Origin of the sequence: Plantibacter sp. MPB07 (assembly GCF_046619465.1) — a bacterium.
Taxonomy (GTDB): Bacteria; Actinomycetota; Actinomycetes; order Actinomycetales; family Microbacteriaceae; genus Plantibacter; species Plantibacter auratus.
Genome location: NZ_CP177043.1, coordinates 3,515,153 through 3,537,743, shown reverse-complemented (window position 1 = coordinate 3,537,743; position 22,591 = coordinate 3,515,153). Strand labels below are relative to the sequence as shown.

The window sequence follows — 22,591 nt, the reverse complement described above, 5'->3', positions numbered from 1 at the left end:
CACCCATCCATCAGAACGGAAGACACCGATGACCACACCCCGATTCCGGCGAGCGCTCCTCGCCGCGACCGTCCCCGTGCTCGCGCTCGGCCTGCTGAGCGGCTGCACGGCCACCACCGCCGCCGAGACGTCGCCCGCTCCGAGCGACGCCGGCTTCCCGGTCACCATCGAGAACTGCGGTTCGACGATCACGTTGGACGCACCCGCCCGACGCATCGTGCTCGTGAACGACGACGAGCTCCCCAACCTGGAGGCGCTGAGAGCCGTCGACCGGATCGTCGCCATCACCGCGACCCCGCAACCCGGACTGTATGCGGACGCCACGTACGACGCGCTCGACGCCCTGTCGCCGCTCACCACCGAGCAGAATGCGACGGGTGGTTCGGTCGTCTCCCAGGAGAGCATCCTCGGCGCGTCACCTGATCTGGTCATCGCCCCTGAGAACGCCGTGGACCGCGACGCCCTGGCGGCGAGTGGAATCCCCGTCTACTCCCCCACCGCGTACTGCTCGAACCCGGACCCGGAGCTCAGCACGACCGCGACCTTCGACCGGGTCTGGAACGAGGTCCGGTCACTCGGAAGTCTGCTCGGAGCTGGCGACCAAGCGGAGCAAGCCATCGCCGCGGCGAAGGCGACGGTGCAGTCATCTGCTCCCGCTGCGGGGACGGCCGCGGCACTCTACGTCTCGTCCGGCGGCGCCGTGCTGTCACCATACGGCGGCCCGAGCATGGTCACCCCGGTCTTCGCGGCCGCAGGTCTCACCAACGTGTACGCGGACTCGGATCAGCGGGTCTTCGATGCCAGCGTGGAGGACATCATCTCCCGCGATCCCGGCACGATCGTGCTGCTGTACTCGAGCGGCGACCCGCAGGGCACGATCGACACCTTCCTGAACACGCCGGGCGTCTCCGGACTGCGTGCTGTCCGTGACGACCGAGTCGTGGCCCTCCGCTTCCCGTACACGGATCCGCCGAGCGTGCTTTCGGTCCGGGGGCCCGGCGAGCTCGCCCGACTCCTGGACGGCCTGGGATGATCGAAGCCGCGGCGGTGACCGTCCGCTCCGGCGGCCGAACGCTGCTCGACGCCGTCTCCTTCACCGCGCCGACCGGCAGCGTGACCGGCATCGTCGGGCCGAACGGCGGCGGGAAGACGACACTGCTGCGCGCGCTCGTGCGGGCCGTCCCGGTCGTGAGCGGACGCATCACCGTCGACGGTCAGGACATCCGTACGCGGCGCCGACGGTGGATCGCCCGAACGGTCGCCGAGGTCGGCCAACGCATCGACCCTGACCCGGGGCTGCGCGTCGTCGACGAGGTGTCGTTGGGTGGTCTCGCCGAGCGAGGGGTGCTGCGCGCCGGCGGCACCGCGCACGATGAGCAGGTGGCCGGTGCGATCGACACGGTCGGGCTGACCCCTCGCGCGTTCGACCGCCTGGCCACCCTGTCCGGCGGCGAGCTCCAGCGGGTCGCACTCGCCAGGGCGCTTGCGCAGCGCGCACCGCACGCCCTGCTCGACGAACCCACGAACCACCTCGACCTCAGACATCGGCTGGAGGTCGTGGCACTCCTGCGCACGATCGCGCCCACCGTGGTGGTCGTGTTGCACGACCTCGACCTCGCGGCACGGGTCTGCGACCACCTCGTCCTCCTCCACCACGGCCGCGTCGCCGGGGCAGGCCCGCCCCGCGACGTCCTGCATCCCGGCCTCATCGACCGGGTCTACGACGTGAGCACCCGGCGGCTCGAAGACGCGGCCGGCCGGGTGCGGTTCGAATTCTCACTGCCACCCCAACGACACCTCCACCCCGACACCAAGGAGTCCTCATGACCGAATCCACTTCAGCCGGCGACGCGACGACGCTCGCGACCGCTCGGAGCCTCGCATCGCGCTGGGATGCGCAGCAGACCGGCTACATCAGGCATCGAGCCGAGCGGTTCGACACGATCGCGCGCGTGGTCGCGGCGATCTGCGCGGATTCGCCCGCGCCCCGCATCCTCGATCTCGCGGGCGGGACGGGCTCCCTCGCCGAGCACGTCCTCGCGACCGTCCCGAACGGTCAGGCGGTCGTCGCGGATAAGGACCCCGCGCTCCTCGCCATCGCCGCCGACCTCGCGACCGCTGACCCGCGGCTCTCGATCGCCGAGGTCGACCTGTCCCTGAGCGACTGGATCACGCATCCGCAGATCGGCGACGGACCATTCGACGCCGTGGTCTCGTCGACCGCGCTGCACTGGTTGCAGCCCGCCGAGCTCGTGGAGGTCTACCGGGCGCTGCCCGCACTCATCCGGCCGGGCGGCATCGTCCTGAACGGCGATCACCTCTTGTACGGCGGACACCACGAACCGACCCTGGCCGGGATCGCCCGCGCCGACGACGAAGCGATGCAGCAGGAGACCTTCTCGGGCGACACCGACACGTGGGACGACTGGTGGGACGCGGTTGCGGCCACGCCGCGCTACGCCGACGCGCTCCGCCGACGCGACGAGGTCTGGGGCGAGTCGATCCACCAGGCTCCGCCGAAGGTCACCCTCGGCTTCCACCTCGAGACGCTCCGTAGCGCGGGGTTCAGCGAGACCGGGACCGTCTGGCAGTACCTCGACGACCACGTGCTCTACGGCATCATGGCGCACTGATCGCCACGCCGGGGTGGGCCGACGTCGCGAAGATGTCTCGCTCAAGCCTCACCGGTGAGGCCCGAGGACTGTCTGCTCAGGATGCGACGTCGACCGGTCCCCACGGTAGACGAGGCCACCGACAGCGTTCGACGGATCGCTGTTGCAGAGCCAGGCACGGTCGTCAAGAGTCAACTGCGCGTCGGTGCGCGGAGGTAGCGTCGCCGACATGGGTTCTTCTCGCTCGTCCGCCGCTTCCCTCGCCCGCATCGCCCGCGAGGACTTCGGGTGGGACACGTTCCTGCCGGGACAGCGCGAGGCGATCCAGTCGGCCGTCGCCGGCCGGGACACGCTCCTGGTCCTCGCCACCGGCGGCGGGAAGTCGGCCGTCTACCAGGTCGCCGGCGCCCAGCGCGGCGGCGTGACCCTGGTGATCTCACCGCTGGTCGCCCTGCAGGCCGACCAGATCGCCTCAATCGCCGACGCACCGGACGCACCGCCGGCCGTCGCGCTCAACGCCTCGCTCGGGACGGCCGCCGTCGCCGCGGCATGGGACCTCATCGACCAGGGCGGCCCGGTCTACGTGTTGCTGGCTCCGGAGCAGCTCGCGAACGAGGAGACCGTCGCTCGACTCCGGGCGGCCGGCGTGTCCCTGATGGTCGTCGACGAAGCGCACTGCGTGTCCTCGTGGGGGACCGATTTCCGACCCGACTACCTCCGCTTGGCCGACGTCCGTCACGACCTCGGCGACCCGCCCGTCCTCGCCATGACGGCCACCGCCTCCGGGCCCGTCCGCTCGGAGATCATCGAACGGTTACGCATGCACGACCCGGACGTCCAGGTCCACGGCGTCGACCGACCGGAGATCCGACTCCTCGTGCGCCGCCACGAGAGCGAAGCGGAGAAACGGGCCGCGGTCGTCGACGAGGCCCGCAGCTGGACCGCCCCCGGGTTGGTCTACGTGGCCACGAGAGCCGAGACGACCCGATATGCGGAGGAGATCGCCGCCGACGGACGACAGGTGGCCGCGTACCACGCGGGCCTGTCGTCGAAGGAGCGTCGCGCCGTCCACGACCGCTGGCGCGCCGGCGAGCTCGACGTCGTCGTCGCCACCTCGGCGTTCGGCATGGGGATCGACCGCGCAGACGTCCGCTTCGTCCTGCACGCCACGACCTCCGAATCGCTCGACGCCTACTATCAGGAGGTCGGTCGTGCGGGGCGGGACGGCGAACCGGCCACCACCGCGCTCCACTACCGCGCGGAGGATCTCGGTCTCCGGCGCTTCTTCACCAAGCGTTCGGTGTCGGAATCCGCACTGCGCGCCGTCTGGCGGGCCGTCCGTTCGACGCCCGGCCTGTCGGTCGGCGAGCTCGCGACGAAGGTCAACCAGCCGCGACGGAGCGTCACGAGGCTCGTCAACGACCTCGCCGACGCACGGCTGGTCGACACGGTGGACGGCGTCCGGGCCGTCCAGGAGGTCGGTCCCAAGCGAGCCGTCGCCGCCGTCCGCGAGACGCTCGCGTCGCGGGAACGCATCGCGGAGTCGCGGCTGGCGATGATGCGCACCTATGCCGAGACCTCCCACTGCCGCCGGCGCGTCCTGCTGGAGTACTTCGGTGTCGAGGCCCCGGAGTGGTGCGGGAACTGCGACGGCTGCGAACGGCACGAAGCGCATCAGGAGCAGGAGCGGGCACAGCAGCACGCCGGGACGGACAGCGCCAGCGACGCCTCCCCCTTGCACGTCGACCAGGCGGTGCACCACGAGGAGTTCGGTCCAGGCACCGTGATGGGCGTCGAGCCCGACCGCGTCACCATCTTCTTCGACGCGGAGGGCTACAAGATCGTGGCGCTCTCAGCGCTCGAGACCGGCGTCCTCACCGCCCGAGAGCTCGCCTCGGCCTGAGCGCTCGGGCGCCTGCGCACCGCGAACCGGTACTCCCGCGGCGTGCAGGCGGCCCCGAAGGTCGTCGACCGTCGTGAACCGGTGCGTGGACATCGACAGGCGTGCTGCTCCGGCGAGCTTCGCTGCCGAGTCATCGGTGAAGAACACGTCCTCGCCCCGCACCTGCAGCGCATCGAGCACGTGCTGGAACGCTCGGACGTCGGGTTTCGCGAAGCCGATGTCCGCCGAGTTGAAGATCGCGTCGAAGTGGTCGGCGATGCCGGACGTCGCCAGCTCCGCAGCGATGGTGTCCGTGCCGTTCGTGAGCACCGCCGTCCTCAGCCCGGCGGCGCGGATCTCATCGGACAGGTCCAGTAGCGCGTCGTCGACCGACCACGTCTGAGCACCCCATTCCTCAGCTGCCGCCGGGTCACCGACGAGGTGTCCGATCCGGCTGACCCATTCGGCTCTCGTGATCCGGCCGGTGGTGACCTCGTCGATGAGCGTCGCCGCTAAGGCGATCCCGGCGAGCGCCCCGGGCTGCAGCCCGTACCTGACCTCGATGTCGGTCACTGGTGCCGGATCGAAGTGTCGGATCACGCCGTCGAGGTCGAACAGAACGACGCTGATCACGACCCGACCCGTTCCTCGCTACCCGCCGACTCATGTCCAGGGGCGTCGTCGATGACCCGGTCGATCCACTCGCGTCGCGGCAGCGTCGAGATCTCGTCACGCGCGAACCAGCCGAGTTCGAGGAGCTCCTCGGGGTCCGCGGTCGCTTCACTGAGGAGCTCGCAGTCGTAGGCGGTGGTGACGTACCCGACGTGGTCGCCGTTCGGGTAGCGCACCATCATCGGTTCACCGCCGTACACCCCGACGATGCCGCGGATGCGGACCCGGGCACCGGTCTCCTCGAGGACCTCGCGGAGCAGTGCGTCGGCGGGCTCCTCACCCGGCTCGACACCGCCGCCGATCAGACTCCAGAGGCCGGAGTGGTGATGGCGACCGAGGAGGAACCGGTCCCCGTCCCTGATCACCGCGGTGACCCCGGGGAGCATGAGGAACCCGGTCCCGATGTGGGCGCGGATCGAGGCGACGTAGTCGGACATCGGCATGCGGGGAGTCTACGGAACCGGTCTGACCGGAACGTGTCAGTCGGCGTGCTCCGGCGGCCACACCACGGCGAAGTACTCGAAGACGATGTCCTCGGACTCCGACCACGCCGCACCCCGGGCCGCGCTGGTCCGCTCCCAGTAGCGTCGGTGTTCGCGCTGCCAGCTCTCGAGCGTGCGGTCGTCCTCACCTTCGGCGAACGCGAACGCGGCGTCTGCACTCGCGAACGGTCCGATGCGCAGCGCGGTGCTGCGGATGATGATCCGCGGGTCCCCGGTACTGTCGCACGCGATCCAGTGCGACCCGATCCGCGGTAGCGGGTCCCCGCGGTGCGCGAACTCCGAGACGAGTTCGGCGGTGGCCCGCTTCCGTCCGCTCAGGACGATGTCGAGCAGTTCGTCGGCCAGCCCGGCCGTGTCACCGAAATGCTCGACCGTGTAGTCGGCGTCGACCACACGCGCTCCGCCGCGATGCTCGACGTACGCCTGCCACATCGCGATCGCAGCGTCATGGTCGGGCGACGCGACCGGTGCTGCGTCGTTCGAGGAGTTCATACCGTCGATCGTGCCAGACCATCCGCCAGAGCCGTCGACCATGGCTCAGCGCAGACGGCCGCCGGTGAACGCGTTCGTCGCGGCGAGGACGGTGTCGACGGGTGTGTCGATCGCCACTTCGCCGACCTGGAAACCGAGCTTGCCGAGCGCGGCGAAGGACCTTGGCGGGAGGGTGGTCGAGACGCCCGGTGACTGCGCGGTCAGACCGGGCACGAGGTGGAAGGTCAGGATCCGCCACTTGCCGCGTGAGCGTACCGAGATGCGCTCGATCGCTCCCCACGGGAGGAAGACCTCTCCTTGCGGAATGCTCCCACGAAGGCCGTCGGCGTCGAGCGTCAGTACCGTGCGAGCCACTGACTGCGCTCCACGGACCGTCGCGAACTGCACCACCGCGAACAGCATGAGCCAGGAGATGACGCTGAAGGACAGTCCGGACAGCATGCCGAGGGCGAATCCGCCGGACGTCGTGGTCAGCACGGCGAGGAGCATCCCGAGCACCGGGATCAGTGCCGCTCCGATCAGGGTGAAGACGAACGCCGGGCGGGTCGCCCGCTCCGTACGCACCGGGTCGGAGCCGACGACGAGTGGCGGGAAGGACTGCGGTGCACCGTTCATGAGGACAGTATGCCGCTCACCGCGCGGTGAGGCCCGAGCCGTCCGCATCGGCGACGAACGAGGTGGAACCGTAGTCGTCCCCGACACTGAAGGTGATCTGCGGCGGTCCGGCCGAACGGGCGAACGTGGGGCTGTCGACGTCGGTGTCGGTCGACCGGACGACGTATGCGAGCGCGTCACCCACGGGCAGGCCGACCTGCTCTGCGCCGTCCTGCATCAACGCCCAGACGCGGTCGAGCGCGACGTCCGACCAGGAGAACTGCTCGGCCGCCGATTCGGGTTGGATGCTCGCCGCGCCGTCGTTGGTGACCTGGCCATACCGGTACTCCCACCGGTCGGTCTTCGTGTCCCCCACGGTGAGCGGCGCCTGGACGATGACGAAATCGGCGGCGACCGTGATCGACACCACACGGTCATGACCGATCGCTTCCTGGAGCGCGCGCTGCGCCTCCGCGAGCGCCCCCGGGCGACGGAGGTCGGGTCGGAGGCGTCCGTCCTCGAGGGCAGCGATCGCCTGCGCGACGGACTGGTGGTACGGCACGACCACGATGGCCGCTGCCGCGATGGCGACGATCGCGAACAGGGCGAAGCGGCCGGGACGACCGGCCCGGCCGACGCCGAGCAACGGTCCGCGTCGCCGTCCGTCGACGATGCGCCGGTGCGGCTCGACGGGGAGGAACGGGACGGACGCGCGAGCCGGCACGCGCAACCGTGAACGCTCCGCCGGAGCGAGCTCGCCGGCGTCGATGAAGGCGACCTCGGGGCCGCCGTCGAGCAGGATCGCGACATCGCGCTCGGTGCCCGGCTGGAACATCGGGATGGCGGTCAGCGGGACGACGGTGCGCATCGTGCTCGCGAACGCCGCTCCGTGAAGCGGCTGGACGGTCAGGTCGAGTTCGCACAGCGGCTGGTCGTTGATCTGGGTGCCGGTCTGACGGAGCGCATCGACGCGGGCGACCCCGAGCCGACGAGCGTCCTTGGCCTGCTGGACGGCCTGAGGCGAAGCACCGACGGCGTTACCCACCGACCGGGCCACGAGCGTGAGCACCGAGGTCATGATGAAGACGGGGAGTGCGACACCGGCGACTGCGTACCCGACGTCGGGCGGACCGACGGTGATCACGATGACGCCGCCGAGCAGAGCACCGAGAGCCGCGAAGGCGATCAGACGAAGCATGCTTTCGACCTTATCGAAGCGCTCGATCCCACCACCGCCGGCGGTTCAGCCGGGTCCATCGCTCGCCGCGGCGAGCAGGGGCACGATGACGTCGCTGATCGGCGTGGGGATGCCGTGCACGCTCCCCCGCCGTTGGATCACCGCGTTGCGGACATCCCATTCGAGCGGTTGCCCCTGTTCGCGGTCGGCGAGGATCGACGTCCCGCGGCCGACCGGGGCGGCTCGGAACTGGTCGAGGAGCCGTCGAGGTTCGTCGTCGGTCAACCGCGCACCCTCCGCGCGCGCGACGGTCGCGCACTCCTCGAGGTAGCCGAGCATCAAGTTGCCGATGTCGTCGCGTCGGTACATGCCGGATCGGCGTCCGGTCAACGCCATGAGTCCGGCGGCGGCGTTCTGCAGGAGCTTGCGCCATGCGAGGGTCGCGAAGTCGGTCGAGACCTCGACGGTGCAGCGGGAGCCGCGCAGCACGTCCGACACCACGTCGGCACCCGGTTCCTCCGGCAGGGACAGGCGCGGCGGGCTCAGCAGGGTGACCGGGCCGCCGGGCTCACGGGTGGCCGGAAACCACACGACCGCGGGGACGACCGTTCCCGCTCGGACGAGTGGCTCCACCATCTCGCCTTGCTCGACGCCGTTCTGCAGGACGCACACGACCGTGTCCGGGCCGCACAACGCGGCGAGCCAGTCGGCAGCGGCAGCCGTCTGGGTCGCCTTGACCGCCAGGAAGACGAGGTCCGCGGTGCCCGGAGACTCCGCCGGATCGGTGTGGACCGGCCCGGGGACCGTCACCGTCTCGTCATCGACCTGGAGCTGGAGTTCCGGCCGCTTCGACCGCCCAGCGATGAACGGCGTCCGTCCCTGTTCATGGAGCGCTGCGGCGACCACGGTTCCGATCGCGCCCGGCCCGATCACCGCGATGCGGTCGGGCCCACCGGGCGTCATGCCTCGCTCGATCCGGACAGCGAGTCGATCGTCGCGGCGATGACCGCCTCCGGGAACCGGCGGAGCTGGTCGAGGTCGACCCATTCCTCGGCGGCGTGCAGTCCGCCACCCGCTGGGCCGCAGACGACGGTCGGGATCCCGGCCGCCTGCCAGAGCGCCGACTCCATCCAGTACGGCGCTCCGACCGCCGCCGGTACGGCCTCAGCCTCCCGGGAAAGTTCGGCGGCGAGGATGTCGGCGAACCGCGCAGCCGGCCCATGCTCGTCCGCCTCCCAGGCCTCGCGCTGATGGGTCAGCCGCGCGCCCGTGCGGAGACCAGGCATCCGGGCGGCGACCGCGTCGAGGATCGCCTGGACCTCGACCAGGGCATCCTCCGCGCGTTCACCCGGCAGGGTGCGTCGCTCGATGACGAGGGTCGCGTCGGCGGCGATCGTGAACGGGGCGCTCCCTGCCCGGACCACCGTCGTCGTGAACGAACCGTGGTCGAGCAACGGGTGCGCCGGTCGCCGATGGAGCTCGTCGTCGGCCCGCTCCACCTCCTGCAGCAGCGCGCCGAGGGCGCGGATCGCATCGACGGCCAGACCGGGCTGTGACGAGTGCGCGGCCGTCCCCTGCAGCGTCACCTCGACGACTGCGTACCCCCGGTGCGCCGACACACGATCCAACCAGGTGGGCTCGGCGATGAGGCACACGTCCGCCGTCACACCACGATCGGCGAGGTGTCGGAGGACGGCTGCGGCCCCCACGCTCGCGTCTTCTTCATCGGCGACACCGGTGAAGACGACCGTGCCGGGGTGGTCCGCCGCGGCGAGTCGCTCCGCGGCGACCATCAACCCAGCCAGGCCGGACTTCATGTCGCTGGCGCCGCGCCCGAAGAGCTTGCCGTCCGCGATCCGCGGGTTGAAGGGGTCGACCATGCCCTCGACGCCCACGGTGTCGAGATGGCCGTTGAACACGACCGTCCGACCAGGCTGCGATCCCGCGTGCACGGCCACGACGCTGACGCGGCGAGCGTCCTCCGGCGCGGGCACGAGGTCGACCACGAAGCCGGCGCCCTCGAGTCGCTGCGCGATCACCGCCGCGATCCGTCCTTCACCGGGAGCCCCTGGCACAAGAGTCGGACTGACGGAGTCGATCGAGATGAGCAGGCGGGCGAGCTCGAGCGCGTCGTCGCCGGGGCTGAGGTCGGACATGCCACGACGATAGCGGGACGGCTCGTCACGGAGACGCCTGAAGACCAGAACAGGCGCCCGTCTCCGTGAGGGGACAGACGCCTGAGCGCATCACCGGCCACGATGGGCCGCTGATCAGGACTAGCGGTTCTTGACCCGCGTGAACGCGTCGGTGTTCTCCGAACGCGCATTGCCGGCCTTCTTGTCGGCCTTCGCGGTGCGCTTCTCCTTCAGCGTCTTCGCGGGTGCGGTCTTGCCGCCTTCTTTCCGTGCGGACTTCTCGCCCATGGTGTTGCTCCTTTGCGAGCCACGATGGCCCGGTACCGCTGAGGGTACAGCCACATCCTGTCCCCGGGTCCAGCCGCCGCATCCTTGTTAGCATTCGGGGATGACGAACCCGACACAGATCACCGACGTCCCGATCGGCGGCGAGGGCATCCGACTCGGGCAGTTCCTGAAGTTCGCCGGTCTGCTCGACTCCGGCGGAGACGTGAAGGCGGCGATCGCCGACGGCGTGGTGAGCGTCAACGGCGAGGTCGACCTCCGACGTGGTCGCCAGCTCCAGATCGACGACGTCGTCTCGATCGAGGGACGCGCCGTCCGCGTCCGCCCCTGAGAGGAACCCCCGTGAACCAGAGCACACCCCGACCCATCGCCGTCACCGGATCGACCGGTGTGCTCGGCGGCCTGGTGGCGAACGATCTCGCCGCTCGCGGGATCCTGCAGCGTCTGCTGGTGCGCACCCCGGCGAAGGCGCCGCAGCACCCGCAGAGCACCGTGCACCCGTTCAGCTACACGGACCAGGACGCTGCCCGCGCGGCACTTGAGGGCGTCGACACCCTGTTCATGGTGTCGGGCTCCGAGAGCGCCGACCGGGTCGACCAGCACCGGTCGTTCATCGATGCGGCAGCAGCCGCCGGCGTGCAGCACCTCGTGTACACCTCGTTCGCTGCGGCGGCACCGGATGCCGTGTTCACCCTGGCGCGCGACCACCATGCGACCGAGGAGCACATCCGATCGTCCGGCATGCGGTGGACGTTCCTGCGCGACGGCTTCTACCTGGACTTCATGGAAGCCCTCGTGGGTGAGGACGGCGTCATCCGCGGGCCGGCCGGGGACGGTCGCGCCTCCTTCGTGGCACGCGCCGACATCGCGCGGACCGCCGCGGCGATCCTCATCGACCCGGCGTCCCACGCCGGTCGCACCTACGACCTCACCGGACCGGAGGCGCTCTCGATGGCCGAGGTCGCCGCGACGATCAGCCGGGTGCGCGACCGCGAGGTCACCTTCCACGACGAGACGATCGAGGAGGCCTACGCGTCGCGAGCCTCCTACGGCGCACCCGACTGGGAGGTCGACGCCTGGGTGAGCACCTATACAGCCATCGCCAGTGGTGTGATGGCCGAGGTCAGTCCAGCGATCGAGGACGTCACTGGTGTCCCACCGATGGACCTCGAGACCTACCTGCGGGCGAACGCGAACTGAGGACTCCCCGTCCGACGGTCGATCGACCGGGCACGACCGCTCCGCTGGATCACAGGCTGTAGAACCCCAGTTCCCAGTCGACCGCTTCCGTGGGGCTGAGGTCGACGTGCGTCGACTCGGACACGTCGTTGGTCGTGAAGTAGATGGACGTCCCAGGGCTCACGAAGACGCTCGCGAAGTCCTCGCCGACAACGTCCAAGTCGACGAAACCGCCCCCGGACAGCGCGGTGCGCTCCATCGTGATGTCCTCAATGAGGTCATGGTGCGCGAACGGCAACCGCACGCCATCGAGCGGTGCGAACCCGTCTTACGGCTCCACAGCGACGCGCTTCCGACGGAACTAGGGCAGATGCCCGAGGTAGGCATCAGGCCTCAGCGAGGAACGTGAGTCGTCGAGCACGGACACCAGCACCGTGCGCAGCGGAGGAACCATGTTGATCACGAGCGCCAGTCACAGCCCGTTCACATCCGTCGAGACGAGACGGTTCATCGAGCAGGAACTCCAGCGGGATCTCGAGCGGGAGCGTCGCCGCCGGGAACGACGACCCGAGGAGCAGGGGCGACTCGCGGAGGCCGCGGCCGACTCCGACGAGGGTGGGACCATGGAGTGGTGAGCCTGCCCACCACCAGCCCGACGATGATCGGGCGCGCCTCCGACCTCAGAGCGCTGCAGGCCGTGTTCGACGCCGTCGCCGCCGGCGAGTCACGCAGTGTGGTCCTGAGTGGCGAGGCCGGTATCGGCAAGACGCGCCTGCTCACCGAGTTCGCGCGGTCGATCCGGTCGTCGGCGCTCGTCATCAGGGGCCAGTGCGTGGACCTCGGTGACGTCGCCGCGCCCTACGCACCGGTCCTCGGCCTCATGAAGGACCTCGTCGCGCAGCGCGGGCGCGACGCAGTGCTGGAGGCTGCGGGCCCGGGCAAGGCCTCCCTCGCGACGCTGCTGCCGACACTCGGTCCCGATGCGGAGGATCAGCGGGAGGGCGGCGTCGGGCGGCTCCACGAGACCGTCGCCGTGCTGTTCGAAGCGCTCTCCCGCGACCGGCCGGTCGTGGTCGTCGTCGAGGACGTCCACTGGGCAGACGGCGCGACGCTCAGCCTGCTCGCGTTCCTCGTCCGCGCGCTCACCTGCGATCGCGTGATGATCGTGCTCACCTTCCGGCGCGAGGACGTCCCCCGCGGACACCCGTTGCGTGGGTTCCTCGCCGAGCTCGACCGCACGAGGCGCGTCGAGCGGCACAGTCTCGAACGGTTGAGCCGCAGCGACGTGCTCCGCCAGGCGATCGCCATCCGTGGCACGTCGCTCGACACGGTCTCGATCGACAGCGTGTACGCGCGGAGCGAGGGCGTCCCGTTCTTCGTCGAGGAGCTGCTCGGTCTCGACCAGGACCGCGACGGCGACGGCGACGAGCTCCCGGACACGCTCCGCGAACTCCTGCTCGCACGCTACGAGCGCCTCGCGCCCGCGACCCAACAGCTGCTGCGCGTGATCTCGGCCGGTGGCGTCTGCGTCGAGCACGCCCTCCTGGAGCGGGTGTTCACGGGCGGCCCCGACGCTCTCGACACCGGTGTGCGGGAGGCGATCGGGTCGAACGTCCTCGTCGCTGATGCGACCACGTACGAGTTCCGGCACGCACTGGTCCGGGAGGCGATCCACGACGATCTGCTGCCCGGCGAACGGAGCCGGTTCCATGCGGGGTTCGCCGAGGCGCTGGAGGCAGGCGTCGGTGGTGAGCCGGTCGCTGCCGCGGTGTCGCACCACTGGATGCTCGCCCGCGACTTCGGACGGGCCTTCCCCGCGACCGTCCGCGCCATGGAGCAGGCGCACGCGGCATACGCGTACAGCACGGAGTCGCAGCTCGGCGAGCGTCTCCTGGAGATCTGGGACCAGGTCCCCGATGCCGCGGCACTCGTCGGCCGCTCGCGTTCGGAGCTCATGCGACGGACGGCGAGCGCCTTGCGGAACGCCGGCTGGACGGACCGGGCGATCGCCATGGTCGACGAGGTGCTTGCGACGCCCGAGGACCGCGACGACCTCGACCAGGCCAAGCTCCTCCGAGACAAGGCCTTCTACCTCGCCAACCTCGGTCGGCCGGGCTCGGTCGATCTCCTGGAGCAGGCGCTCGACCGGGTTCCACCCGAGACGCCCGGCGAACTGCGCGGCGTGCTACTGACGAGCCTCGGCGCTCGTCACATGATCATCGGGCGGCTGGAGCGGGCGATCGAGTACGCCGACGAGGCGGCCCGGGAGGCGGCGCGGACCGGTTCGGCGCGGAACGCCTCGGTCGCGGCGAACATCGGCGGCATCGCGCGGATCCACCACGGCGAGCTGGAAGCCGGGCGGGCGCTCCTCGCGACGGCGGAGCCACTGGCCGAAGGCGACGGCAGTGCGTTGCTGCGATACCGGGTGAACGCCTCTGACATGGCGAACCTCCTCGGATCGTACGAGGAGGCGCTCGCGTCGGCATTGGAAGGCGTCGAGCGGGCGAAGGAGCTGGGTGTCGAGCGCAGCTCGGGCCTCATCCTGTCGTCGAACGCGGTCGACCCGCTGGTGGCGCTCGGACGCTGGGACGAAGCGGAGGAGCGTGTGCATCGGGCCCTGGCACTGCAGCCGCCCCTCGCGTTCTCGGTGTACCTCCGCCAGTCGCTGATCCTGCTCACCCTCTGGCGGGGCGACACCGAGAGTGCAGCGACCATGTACCGCCGGTGGCGGAAGGGGATGCTCTCCCTGTCCGGCCTGGAGGTGCAGACGAGGTTCGGTGTCGCCCGCGTCGTGATGCAGGTCGGTTTGGCGGCCGGCGACCTCGCCGGGGCCTGGTCGCCGGCGGGGGTCGGCGTGTTCGAAGCACCGGACCATCGCCCGATGCCGGCGTACGACCTCCCGGCGCTGGCGGACGCGGCACGCGTCCTGGCCCGGGTCCGTGTCGCGCTGTCCACCGGCACGCTCGACGTGGAGTCCGGCCCGTTCGCGGGCGTCGACGACGATCAGCTCCGGCAGCTGGAAGATCGCTGGCGGGCGCTGCTCGCCGAGGAGGGGTTCTGGCCGACCGCACCGCTGTGGAGCGCGCTGGTCGACGCCGAACTCGGCGGACCGGACGGCACCGGTGACGACGTCGGCGCGTGGGAGACGGCTCGTGCGATGGCCGAGCGACCGTTCGCACCGGCCGTGCTCGCGCCCTACGCCGCACTCCGGCTCGCGGAGGCGCAGGTGGCCGCCGGCGATCGTGCCGGCGCACAGGACACGCTCGTCGTCGCGGTCGCCGAGGCGACGACGCTCGGTGCCGGCCTCGTGCTCGACGGTGCGCGGGCGTTGGCGGAGCGAGCGTCGCTGAACCTCGACGGCCGCCCCCGAGCGCGTGGCACGAGCGGCTCCATCGAATTGACCGCCCGGGAGCGCCAGGTGTTGCAGCTCATCGCGGAAGGCCTGAGCAACCGTCAGATCGGCGAGCGCCTGTTCATCAGCGCGAAGACGGCGAGCGTCCACGTCTCGGCCATCCTGCGGAAGCTCGGAGTGGCGACCCGGACCGAGGCCGCCATGGTCGCCGGAGCGAGCGGGTTGCTCGCGGCGAGCGCCGGACACACCGACTGACTCTGACGTCCGCCTGGCGGTGAAGTGGGTCCCGGCCGGAATCGAGGGGAAGCCGGCCGGGGACCCCGACAGGGCGAAAGGGTCCTGTCGGGCATCAGCGTAATCACGGAGCCGGGTGTCGTGTGGCCCGTTGCGCTCTGTGGATAGCCGAGCGCTCCAAACATCTGTACTGATGACCGCATCGTCATCCGGAGCACGCGCGACATCGGTCCGCATCACCGACGAGCCGCACTGGCCGCTATGGTTCTCGGGTGGCGAGAGACGGATCGAGGTCGGCCGGCGGCAGAGCCCGCCGCCGTGGGCAACTCGCCGCCGCGCGTCCCGTCCAGGTCATCTCGATCGCGTTCGGGGCTGCGACCCTCGTCGGCACCCTGCTCCTGATGCTTCCCATCTCGAAGACCGGCCCGGGCGGCGCGAACCTCATCGAGGCGCTGTTCACCGCGACGAGCGCCATCTGTGTCACCGGACACATCATCGTCGACACCCCCGTGTTCTGGACGCCGTTCGGGCACGCCGTCATCCTCACACTCGTCCAGATCGGCGGCATCGGGGTGATGTCGTTCGCGACGCTCCTCGGCCTGCTCGTAGCCCGGCGGCTGGGCCTGCGGACGCGACTCACCGCGGTCAGCGAGACCCACACGCTCGCGATCGGCGACGTCCGCCGGGTCCTGCGCGGGGTCATCCTCATCGCGCTCGGGGTCGAGGTCCTCTGCGCCACCATCCTCGCCCTGCGGTGGATGATCGGCTACGGCTGGGCGCCGGGCGACGCGATCTGGTTCGGCGTGTTCCACGCGGTGTCGGCGTTCAACAACGCCGGCTTCGCCCTGTTCAGCGACAGCATCATGGGGTACGCGACCGACCCGTGGATCTCCCTGACGATCTGCGCGGCGGTCATCCTCGGCGGGCTCGGCTTCGGCGTGATCCTGGAGCTGCGCCGCCGGTTCAGGACGCCCTCGCGGTGGACGCTCAACACCATGACCGTCGTCGTCGGCACCCTGATCCTCCTCGTCGTCGGCTGCGGTTTCATCACCGCGCTGGAGTGGTCGAACCCGGCGACGCTCGGGGCCCTCGCTCCGGCCGACCGACTGCTCGCGGGGTTCACCGCCGGCGTCCTCCCCCGCACCGCCGGGTTCAACAACCTCGACGTGGGCCAGATGCACCCGGTGACGTGGCTCGTCACCGACCTCCTCATGTTCATCGGCGGTGGCCCGGCGAGCACCGCCGGGGGACTCAAGATCACCACCTTCGCGGTGCTGTTCTTCATCATCGTGACCGAGCTGCGCGGTGGTGCGGCGGTGAACATGTTCGGCAAGCGTCTCCCACGGTCGACGCATCGGGAGGCCATCACCGTCGCGCTCCTCTCCGTCGGCCTCGTCGTCGGCGCCACGGCCGCGATCATGCTGATGACCGACTACAGCCTCGACCGCGTCCTGTTCGAGGTCATCTCCGCCTACGCGACGGTCGGACTCTCCACGGGCATCACCGCCTCCCTCCCGGTCGCCGCGCAGCTGATCCTGGTGGTCCTCATGTTCGTCGGCCGCATCGGCCCCATCGCCCTCGGTTCCGCGCTCGCGCTTCGGACCGAGACCCGTCTGTATGAACTCCCGAAGGAGCGTCCGATCATTGGCTAGACCGTTCAGCAACAAGCGTCAGCGCGGCGTCGAGTCCGTCGTCGTCATCGGCCTCGGCCGGTTCGGGCGTGCCCTCGCCGTCGAGCTCGTCGACTCGGGCACCGAGGTCCTCGGGATCGACACCGACGAGGACATCGTCCAGTCGCTCAACGGCGTCCTCACCCACGTGGTGCGTGCCGACACCACCCGTGACGGCGTGTTCGACCAGCTCGGCATCGACGAGTTCGACCGCGTCGTGATCGCCATCGGCACCGACCTGCAGGCGAGCATCCTGACCGCGTCGCTCCTCAAGCGCCGCGGCACCACGAACATCTGGGCGAAGGCCGTCAGCGACCAGCACGGGCTCATCCTCGAGCAGATCGGGGTCGAGCACGTCGTCTACCCGGAGTCCGACATGGGGCGTCGCGTGGCGCACCTCGTCCGTGGCGGCGGGATGCTCGACTTCCTCGCGGTGGAGAAGGACTTCGTCATGGCCAAGACGACCGCTCCGGCAGAGGTCGTCGGGCAGACGCTGACCGCCGCGCGCATCCGCGACCGGTTCAGCGTGACCGTCGTCGCCGTCCGCCAGGACGACCGGTGGACCTACGCGACCGGCGACACGGTCCTCACCGCCGGCCAGCGGCTCCTCGTCCTCGGCCCGACGTACAAGACGGAGCGGTTCGCAGCGCTGCCGCGGTAGTGGTCGTGGCGGCTGGGCTGGAGACCGATCCGGTGTGCCGGGCCTAGCGGCGGTTGTTCAGCGAGCGCTGCACCGCGCCGAACGCGATGGTGCCGACGATGAGGACGAGGCCGACGATCCCGAGCCAGAACAGGCCCTTCAGCACGAATCCGGCGATGGAGAGGGCCGCCCAGAGGACGAGGAGGACGACGATGACGACGGCGATCTTCTGCACGGGTGAAGTTCCTGTTCCGATGGTGAGGTGACTGACGGGAGCGGATGACGATCCGCTAGGACCGTAGCAGGACGGCATCCGAGCCGGCCTGGTGCCGTCACGGCAGGAGCAGACGACGCAAGCCGGTGCGAGTCTCGGCGTCGACCCACAGGGTGTCGAAGACGCCGTCCGCGTCGGCGACGAAAGCGTGGACGTGCGGCGTCACCTCCGCGAGGAAGGCGTCGACCTGTTCCGGCGTCCACGATGCCTGGCGATCGTGGGTCGGGCCGCCGTGAGGCGCCGTCCCCGCCATCGCGCGCACCGAGTCGGCGTAATCGTCGACGATCGCGTCCTCGGTGACGCCGGCATTGGCGAGGAGCAGCGCGCTGACCAGGCCGGTGCGGTCACGGCCTGCGGCGCAGTGGACCAGGACGCCGGGTTGGGATGAGGCGATCGCCTCGAGAGCGCCGCGGACCAGCTCCGGCAGGATACGCACGTTGTGTTGCCAGTACTCCGGTGAGTCGAGGATCGGGAGGCACACCTCGCGGAACTCCGCACGGGTCTGATCCTCGGTCGGCGCCAGGGTGATCGTGAGGTCCACCGGAGGACGGACGTCCGGGTCCGCCGCGCGTGCACCCGTCTCATCGGCGCTGCGGAGGTCGACGACGGACCGCAGGCCCCACGCCATCGCCGCGTCCCATCCCTCCGCGGTGAGCAGCTCGCGTCGGGGACCCCGCGCCACCATCCCGTGGCGTGTGGCGCCGGTGGACGACCAGGGTGTCGGCAAGCCGCCGAGGTCCCTGACGTTCCGCAGGCCGTCCCAGTCCAGATTCCGCATCCGCCAGAGCGTACCGGACCATGCGGATGGCCGTCCGCTCGGTTACCGTGGATCCGCTGATCAACAGATGAGGACTGACGCCGGTATGGACGACGCACGCGAAGCACGACTCATCGAGACGTTCGTGACGCTCACGGACAGCCTCGTGGACGACTACGACGTCGTCGAGCTCCTACAGATCCTCGTCGATCGCGCGGTGGAGCTGTTCGACGCCGCGGCCGGTGCCATCCACCTCGCCGACCGCGACGGAACCCTGCGCGTCGTCGCCTCGACGAGCGAGCGCAGCAGCTTCTTCGGGCTCCTCCAGTTGAACGCCGGTGAGGGCCCGTGCATCGCCGCAGTCACCTCGGGTGACCTGGTGACGGTGGAGACGGCCGACGAGCTCCACACGTACTGGCCGAGGTTCGCGGATGCGGCGAACGAGAGCGGGTACATCGGCGTCCACGCGATCCCGTTGCGCCTCCGCGACACGACCGTCGGGTCGCTGAACCTGTTCCGCGAGACCGAGGGCGCCCTCAACGGTGCCGACGCCCGCGCCGCCCAGGCCTTGGCCGATGTCGCGACGATCAGCCTCCTCCAGCAGCGGACGATCGAGAACGCCACGCTCGCCACCGCGCAGCTCCAGCGCGCGCTCGACGGCCGGGTCGCCATCGAACAGGCGAAGGGGTACTTGGCTCGGGCGGCGGGCGTCGACATGGACACGGCGTTCGGCATGATCCGGCAGTACGCCCGGTCCCGGCAGCGACGACTCGGCGATGTCGCGGCCGCGGTCGCACGCGAGGAGGTCCCGCTCGACGAGGTCGTGGCGACGGGCTCCCCCGACACCGACGACGCCTGATCGCTGCTGCCCACCCACCGAGGGATTCCGGGTCGATGCACCGCAACCCACTCCAAACTCAGCCGGAACAAGGCAGGATGGAGGTTCGAACATCACCGAGCACTCTCGAAGGAACACACCCATGGCAGGCCTCAGCCTCTCCAAAGGCAGCAACCTCTCGCTCACGAAGACCAGCCCTGGTCTGACGATCGCCACCGTCGGTCTCGGGTGGGACCCGCGGACCACCGTCGGCGTCGCGTTCGACCTCGACGCCTCCGCGATCCTCGTCGCCGAGAACGGCAAGATCCGCTCCTCAGCCGACTTCATCTTCTACAACCAGATGTCGACCCCCGACGGCTCCGTCGTCCACCTGGGCGACAACCGCACCGGCGAGGGTGACGGCGACGACGAACAGATCACGATCGACCTCCGCACGGTGGAGCCCGATGTCGCCCGCATCGTCATCGCGGTCTCCATCCACGACGCCGACAACCGCCGCCAGAACTTCGGCCAGGTCCGCGACGCCTTCTGCCGGGTCCTCGATCAGGACCAGCAGGAGATCGTCCGCTACGACCTCACCGAGGACGCGTCGCAGGAGACGGCGATGCTCTTCGCGGAGATCTACCGCCACAACGGCGAGTGGAAGTTCCGTGCCGTCGGCCAGGGGTACACCACCGGTCTCGCCGGCATCGCGGGCGACTTCGGCGTCCCGCTCGACTGAGCCGGGATCACGTGTGCTGGGCGCCGAGAGCGTGGTCTCTCGGCGCCCAGCAGGCGGCCCGTCAGCGGGTCACGTTCAGTGTCACGGCAGCGGACGGCGTTCCCGAACTCCCCGTCGCCTCCAGGCTCAGCTTCCCCGCCGCCGTATCCGTCGGCACGCGGAGGGTGATCTTCGCTGCACCGTTGACGTCGGTGTACACCTGCCCGATCCGTACGTCTCCGAGCGTGAGTGACAGGAAGTCCCAACGCTCGTAGCCGGAGACGGTCACCGTCACGAACTGGCCGGCCGCCGCCTGTTTGGTGGTGATCGACACCCGTAGATTCGGCGGACGAGCGCCCTGGAACGCTTGACTTCGCGCGTACCGAGCCCGAGTGGGCGTGAGACCCCCACCGAACACCCTCGTTTTGGCACTGACGGCCGAATGATGGTCGACTGACTTCTGTGAACGACACCCATCGCGGATCCGGCCGCCCTGTCCTGACGGCTCCTCGATCCCGGGGATGGCGGATGCTCGCCCTCGCGGTCGCTGGGGCGATCGCCTGCGGTGCCGCACCGGCCGCCGGATCGGCACTGGCGGTGGAACCAGCCGAGGCGACGCCTCAGAGTGCGGCGGCGTCCTTGACCTCGCAGGACACGAACGCGTGGCTCGACGGGATGCTGCCCGCCGCCCTCGAACGCGAGGGGATCGCCGGTGCCGTGGTGTCGGTGGTGAGCGGCGGTGAGATCCTGGCTGAGCGCGGCTACGGCGTGTCGAAGGCCGCCACCGGGACGGCCGAGCCCACGACGGTCGACGTCGACCGGACGCTGTTCAGGATCGGCTCCGTGTCGAAGCTGATCACGGCGACCGCGGTCATGCAGCAGGTCGAAGCGGGTGCCGTCGATCTGGACGAACCCGTCCAGTCCTACCTCGACTTCACCCTGCCGGTGACGTTCGACACCCCCGTCACCCTCCGTCACCTCCTGACGCACACCGCCGGCTTCGAGGACCAGCTGGGCGGCCTCATCGCCTCGGCGCCCGCCGTGCCGAAGCCCCTCCGCGACACGGTGTCCATCGATCCACCCGTGCAGCTGTTCGAGCCGGGCACCACGCCGTCCTACTCCAACTACTCCAACGGGCTCGCCGCCTACGTGGTCGAACGCGTCACCGGACGACCGTTCGAGGAGTACGCCACCGAGCACATCCTCGAGGCAGCCGACATGGACGGCGCGACGTACGAACAGCCGCTTTCACCCGAACGGCAGCAGGACATGTCGGCCGGGTACCGGTTCGCCGGATCACCGGAGGTGCCCTTCGAAGTGGTTAGTCCGTCGCCGGCGGGTGCCGTCACCGGAACCGCCGGAGACCTGGCGAACTTCATGAACGCACAGCTCGGTCACCCCGCCGCCGACGGGCGCACCCTCCTCGCCCCTGAGACGCTCGACGAGATGCATGCCCCGGCGCTCGGCGAGGAACAGTTGGGGAACCTGGCGAACGGTCCACAGATGACCCTCGGTTTCTTCGAGCGGGACCGCAACGGACACCGCGTCCTCAGCCACGCCGGCGACCTGACCGCCTTCCACGCTCAGCTCGAGATCTACCCCGACGACGACGCCGGGATCTTCATCTCCCTCAACAGCACCGGTGTCAACGGTGACTCAACGACGGCGATCCGCGATGCGATCACGACCGGGTTCGCCGATCGGTACTTCCCCGAGGATCGCACGGCCCCCGGGGCCGTCGAGACGGCGGCGGACCACGGCGCCGCACTGGCCGGCACATACCAACTGTCGCGACGAGGCGAATCGACGTTCGTGCGCCTGTTCTACATCCTGTCGAGTGTGGAGGTCACCGCCGAGCAGGACGGGGTGGTCACGATCTCCGCGATCACCGACAGCGCCGGGACGCCGCTCCGCTTCACCGAGGTCGAGCCTTGGGTCTGGCAGGAGATCGGCGGTCAGCGCCGGGTCGCCGCTGCGACGGACGGGGACGTCGTCACGGCAGTCGGGTTCGATCCGGCGTTCACGATGCAGCCCATGCCGACCGAGCGCGCGCTGGTCCCGACCGTCGCCGCCCTGTCGCTGATCGCCCTCGTCCTCTCCCTGATCGCGTGGCCGCTCGGAGCCCTGCGTCGCGCGGGCCGCGATCAGCCCATACCCTCCGATCGACGTGGACGCGTGCTCACCTGGTGGACGCGGGGATCGATCCTCGCTCTGATCGCCGCGGCACCGTTCTGGGCCGTCGTCGCGCAGGCGCTCATCTCCGACGGACCGGCGCCGTCGGCGATCGTCATCCGGATCGCGCAGATCCTGACCGCCGTCGCGGTGCTCGGGTGTGTTCCGAGCGCTTGGCGGGCGATCCGGGCGGCGCGGGGCGCCGGGTCGCTCGAGGACCGTCGTCACCGTCGGACGTCGATACTGCTCCGCGTCACCGGCGCGACGCTCGTCTCGCTCGCCTTCATCGGCCTCGGCTTCGTCGCGATCGTCGGAGGGCTCCTCCTCCCCGACCTCAGCTACTGACGGAGCTCGACGCGTCAGACGGCGCATGCATGATCCCGCCCGAGGTGACGATGGTCACCCCGGACGGGATCGATGCCG

Annotated in this window: 25 protein-coding genes; 13 read left to right on the top strand and 12 right to left on the bottom strand. The window is 70.1% G+C overall.

Going from position 1 to position 22,591, the window contains the following annotated elements; genetic code table 11:
* The first annotated feature begins 28 nt into the window (after positions 1-28).
* From ACLIME_RS16455 to ACLIME_RS16440, 4 genes are all read left to right on the top strand, one after another.
* Complete coding sequence (locus tag ACLIME_RS16455) at positions 29-1,033, top strand: ABC transporter substrate-binding protein (protein ID WP_411557594.1); 1,005 nt, start codon at positions 29-31, stop codon at positions 1,031-1,033.
* Positions 1,030-1,827 carry an ABC transporter ATP-binding protein gene (locus tag ACLIME_RS16450; protein WP_411557593.1) on the top strand — a complete coding sequence of 266 codons (798 nt, stop codon included), beginning with the start codon at positions 1,030-1,032 and terminating at the stop codon, positions 1,825-1,827. Before ACLIME_RS16455 ends, ACLIME_RS16450 begins: the two co-directional genes overlap by 4 nt.
* Positions 1,824-2,633, top strand: coding sequence for a class I SAM-dependent methyltransferase (locus ACLIME_RS16445; RefSeq protein WP_411557592.1), 810 nt, complete (start codon positions 1,824-1,826; stop codon positions 2,631-2,633). The genes ACLIME_RS16450 and ACLIME_RS16445 overlap by 4 nt, the downstream gene beginning before the upstream one ends.
* A 208-nt stretch (positions 2,634-2,841) precedes the next feature.
* Positions 2,842-4,515 carry a RecQ family ATP-dependent DNA helicase gene (locus ACLIME_RS16440; protein WP_411557591.1) on the top strand — a complete coding sequence of 558 codons (1,674 nt, stop codon included), beginning with the start codon at positions 2,842-2,844 and terminating at the stop codon, positions 4,513-4,515.
* On the opposite strand, the gene ACLIME_RS16435 is transcribed toward ACLIME_RS16440, so the two are convergent.
* The 8 genes from ACLIME_RS16435 to ACLIME_RS16400 all read right to left on the bottom strand — a co-directional run bounded on the left by ACLIME_RS16435 (position 4,465) and on the right by ACLIME_RS16400 (position 10,355).
* Positions 4,465-5,127, bottom strand: a complete 663-nt coding sequence (locus ACLIME_RS16435; RefSeq protein ID WP_411557590.1) for an HAD-IA family hydrolase — start codon at positions 5,125-5,127, stop codon at positions 4,465-4,467. The two genes, ACLIME_RS16440 and ACLIME_RS16435, sit on opposite strands and share 51 nt — an antisense overlap.
* Complete coding sequence (locus ACLIME_RS16430) at positions 5,124-5,609, bottom strand: NUDIX domain-containing protein (RefSeq protein WP_411557589.1); 486 nt, start codon at positions 5,607-5,609, stop codon at positions 5,124-5,126. Before ACLIME_RS16430 ends, ACLIME_RS16435 begins: the two co-directional genes overlap by 4 nt.
* A gap of 36 nt (positions 5,610-5,645) precedes the next feature.
* Complete coding sequence (locus ACLIME_RS16425) at positions 5,646-6,161, bottom strand: ASCH domain-containing protein (protein ID WP_411557588.1); 516 nt, start codon at positions 6,159-6,161, stop codon at positions 5,646-5,648.
* A gap of 45 nt (positions 6,162-6,206) precedes the next feature.
* Positions 6,207-6,776, bottom strand: a complete 570-nt coding sequence (locus ACLIME_RS16420; RefSeq protein ID WP_411557587.1) for a hypothetical protein — start codon at positions 6,774-6,776, stop codon at positions 6,207-6,209.
* Positions 6,777-6,792: 16 nt separating this feature from the next.
* Complete coding sequence (locus ACLIME_RS16415) at positions 6,793-7,953, bottom strand: hypothetical protein (protein WP_124768385.1); 1,161 nt, start codon at positions 7,951-7,953, stop codon at positions 6,793-6,795.
* 45 nt (positions 7,954-7,998) lie between these two features.
* Positions 7,999-8,895, bottom strand: coding sequence for an oxidoreductase (locus ACLIME_RS16410; RefSeq protein ID WP_411557586.1), 897 nt, complete (start codon positions 8,893-8,895; stop codon positions 7,999-8,001).
* Positions 8,892-10,088 (bottom strand): M20/M25/M40 family metallo-hydrolase, encoded by a 1,197-nt coding sequence (locus ACLIME_RS16405; protein ID WP_411557585.1) that lies wholly within the window; start codon positions 10,086-10,088, stop codon positions 8,892-8,894. Before ACLIME_RS16405 ends, ACLIME_RS16410 begins: the two co-directional genes overlap by 4 nt.
* A gap of 120 nt (positions 10,089-10,208) precedes the next feature.
* Positions 10,209-10,355: a hypothetical protein gene (locus ACLIME_RS16400; protein ID WP_411557584.1), complete on the bottom strand. Its 147-nt coding sequence runs from the start codon at positions 10,353-10,355 to the stop codon at positions 10,209-10,211.
* A 100-nt stretch (positions 10,356-10,455) separates the two neighbouring features.
* On the opposite strand from ACLIME_RS16400, the gene ACLIME_RS16395 reads away from it, so the two are divergent.
* Both ACLIME_RS16395 and ACLIME_RS16390 read left to right on the top strand, forming a co-directional pair.
* Entirely contained in the window at positions 10,456-10,683 is a 228-nt protein-coding gene (locus ACLIME_RS16395) for an RNA-binding S4 domain-containing protein (protein WP_411557583.1), read from the top strand.
* Between the two features lie 11 nt (positions 10,684-10,694).
* Positions 10,695-11,552 (top strand): SDR family oxidoreductase, encoded by an 858-nt coding sequence (locus tag ACLIME_RS16390; RefSeq protein ID WP_411557582.1) that lies wholly within the window; start codon positions 10,695-10,697, stop codon positions 11,550-11,552.
* Positions 11,553-11,601: 49 nt separating this feature from the next.
* Here ACLIME_RS16390 and ACLIME_RS16385 read toward each other — a convergent pair whose 3' ends face one another.
* Positions 11,602-11,790 (bottom strand): hypothetical protein, encoded by a 189-nt coding sequence (locus ACLIME_RS16385; protein ID WP_411557581.1) that lies wholly within the window; start codon positions 11,788-11,790, stop codon positions 11,602-11,604.
* 193 nt (positions 11,791-11,983) lie between these two features.
* On the opposite strand from ACLIME_RS16385, the gene ACLIME_RS16380 reads away from it, so the two are divergent.
* From ACLIME_RS16380 to ACLIME_RS16365, 4 genes are all read left to right on the top strand, one after another.
* A complete protein-coding gene (locus ACLIME_RS16380; protein ID WP_137242578.1) occupies positions 11,984-12,166 on the top strand; it encodes a hypothetical protein in 183 nt (60 codons plus the stop codon).
* Positions 12,163-15,138: a helix-turn-helix transcriptional regulator gene (locus tag ACLIME_RS16375; protein WP_411557580.1), complete on the top strand. Its 2,976-nt coding sequence runs from the start codon at positions 12,163-12,165 to the stop codon at positions 15,136-15,138. Before ACLIME_RS16380 ends, ACLIME_RS16375 begins: the two co-directional genes overlap by 4 nt.
* 251 nt (positions 15,139-15,389) lie before the next feature.
* Positions 15,390-16,769 (top strand): TrkH family potassium uptake protein, encoded by a 1,380-nt coding sequence (locus ACLIME_RS16370; protein ID WP_411557579.1) that lies wholly within the window; start codon positions 15,390-15,392, stop codon positions 16,767-16,769.
* Positions 16,762-17,448, top strand: a complete 687-nt coding sequence (locus tag ACLIME_RS16365; protein ID WP_411557578.1) for a potassium channel family protein — start codon at positions 16,762-16,764, stop codon at positions 17,446-17,448. The genes ACLIME_RS16370 and ACLIME_RS16365 overlap by 8 nt, the downstream gene beginning before the upstream one ends.
* 43 nt (positions 17,449-17,491) lie before the next feature.
* Here the strand turns inward: ACLIME_RS16365 and ACLIME_RS16360 are convergent, their stop codons facing one another.
* Positions 17,492-17,662: a hypothetical protein gene (locus ACLIME_RS16360; RefSeq protein WP_164486832.1), complete on the bottom strand. Its 171-nt coding sequence runs from the start codon at positions 17,660-17,662 to the stop codon at positions 17,492-17,494.
* A gap of 97 nt (positions 17,663-17,759) precedes the next feature.
* Positions 17,760-18,479, bottom strand: coding sequence for a tyrosine-protein phosphatase (locus ACLIME_RS16355; protein ID WP_124768373.1), 720 nt, complete (start codon positions 18,477-18,479; stop codon positions 17,760-17,762).
* Between the two features lie 67 nt (positions 18,480-18,546).
* Between ACLIME_RS16355 and ACLIME_RS16350 the strand changes: the two genes are divergently transcribed.
* Positions 18,547-19,317, top strand: coding sequence for a GAF and ANTAR domain-containing protein (locus ACLIME_RS16350; RefSeq protein ID WP_411557577.1), 771 nt, complete (start codon positions 18,547-18,549; stop codon positions 19,315-19,317).
* A gap of 121 nt (positions 19,318-19,438) precedes the next feature.
* Complete coding sequence (locus tag ACLIME_RS16345) at positions 19,439-20,017, top strand: TerD family protein (protein WP_079704718.1); 579 nt, start codon at positions 19,439-19,441, stop codon at positions 20,015-20,017.
* Between the two features lie 61 nt (positions 20,018-20,078).
* On the opposite strand, the gene ACLIME_RS16340 is transcribed toward ACLIME_RS16345, so the two are convergent.
* Positions 20,079-20,330 carry a hypothetical protein gene (locus ACLIME_RS16340; RefSeq protein ID WP_411557576.1) on the bottom strand — a complete coding sequence of 84 codons (252 nt, stop codon included), beginning with the start codon at positions 20,328-20,330 and terminating at the stop codon, positions 20,079-20,081.
* 194 nt (positions 20,331-20,524) lie between these two features.
* On the opposite strand from ACLIME_RS16340, the gene ACLIME_RS16335 reads away from it, so the two are divergent.
* A complete protein-coding gene (locus ACLIME_RS16335) occupies positions 20,525-22,513 on the top strand; it encodes a serine hydrolase domain-containing protein (RefSeq protein WP_411557575.1) in 1,989 nt (662 codons plus the stop codon).
* Positions 22,514-22,591 lie beyond the last annotated feature (78 nt).

Coding starts and splice junctions, on each gene's coding strand:
- ACLIME_RS16440 (WP_411557591.1), top strand. CDS start 2,842: ATGGGTTCTTCTCGCTCGTCCGCCGCTTCCCTCGCCCGCATCGCCCGC.
- ACLIME_RS16445 (WP_411557592.1), top strand. CDS start 1,824: ATGACCGAATCCACTTCAGCCGGCGACGCGACGACGCTCGCGACCGCT.
- ACLIME_RS16410 (WP_411557586.1), bottom strand. CDS start 8,895: ATGACGCCCGGTGGGCCCGACCGCATCGCGGTGATCGGGCCGGGCGCG.
- ACLIME_RS16450 (WP_411557593.1), top strand. CDS start 1,030: ATGATCGAAGCCGCGGCGGTGACCGTCCGCTCCGGCGGCCGAACGCTG.
- ACLIME_RS16400 (WP_411557584.1), bottom strand. CDS start 10,355: ATGGGCGAGAAGTCCGCACGGAAAGAAGGCGGCAAGACCGCACCCGCG.
- ACLIME_RS16405 (WP_411557585.1), bottom strand. CDS start 10,088: ATGTCCGACCTCAGCCCCGGCGACGACGCGCTCGAGCTCGCCCGCCTG.
- ACLIME_RS16380 (WP_137242578.1), top strand. CDS start 11,984: ATGTTGATCACGAGCGCCAGTCACAGCCCGTTCACATCCGTCGAGACG.
- ACLIME_RS16425 (WP_411557588.1), bottom strand. CDS start 6,161: ATGAACTCCTCGAACGACGCAGCACCGGTCGCGTCGCCCGACCATGAC.
- ACLIME_RS16455 (WP_411557594.1), top strand. CDS start 29: ATGACCACACCCCGATTCCGGCGAGCGCTCCTCGCCGCGACCGTCCCC.
- ACLIME_RS16335 (WP_411557575.1), top strand. CDS start 20,525: ATGCTCGCCCTCGCGGTCGCTGGGGCGATCGCCTGCGGTGCCGCACCG.
- ACLIME_RS16350 (WP_411557577.1), top strand. CDS start 18,547: ATGAGGACTGACGCCGGTATGGACGACGCACGCGAAGCACGACTCATC.
- ACLIME_RS16415 (WP_124768385.1), bottom strand. CDS start 7,953: ATGCTTCGTCTGATCGCCTTCGCGGCTCTCGGTGCTCTGCTCGGCGGC.
- ACLIME_RS16395 (WP_411557583.1), top strand. CDS start 10,456: ATGACGAACCCGACACAGATCACCGACGTCCCGATCGGCGGCGAGGGC.
- ACLIME_RS16385 (WP_411557581.1), bottom strand. CDS start 11,790: ATGGAGCGCACCGCGCTGTCCGGGGGCGGTTTCGTCGACTTGGACGTT.
- ACLIME_RS16345 (WP_079704718.1), top strand. CDS start 19,439: ATGGCAGGCCTCAGCCTCTCCAAAGGCAGCAACCTCTCGCTCACGAAG.
- ACLIME_RS16420 (WP_411557587.1), bottom strand. CDS start 6,776: ATGAACGGTGCACCGCAGTCCTTCCCGCCACTCGTCGTCGGCTCCGAC.
- ACLIME_RS16430 (WP_411557589.1), bottom strand. CDS start 5,609: ATGCCGATGTCCGACTACGTCGCCTCGATCCGCGCCCACATCGGGACC.
- ACLIME_RS16355 (WP_124768373.1), bottom strand. CDS start 18,479: ATGCGGAATCTGGACTGGGACGGCCTGCGGAACGTCAGGGACCTCGGC.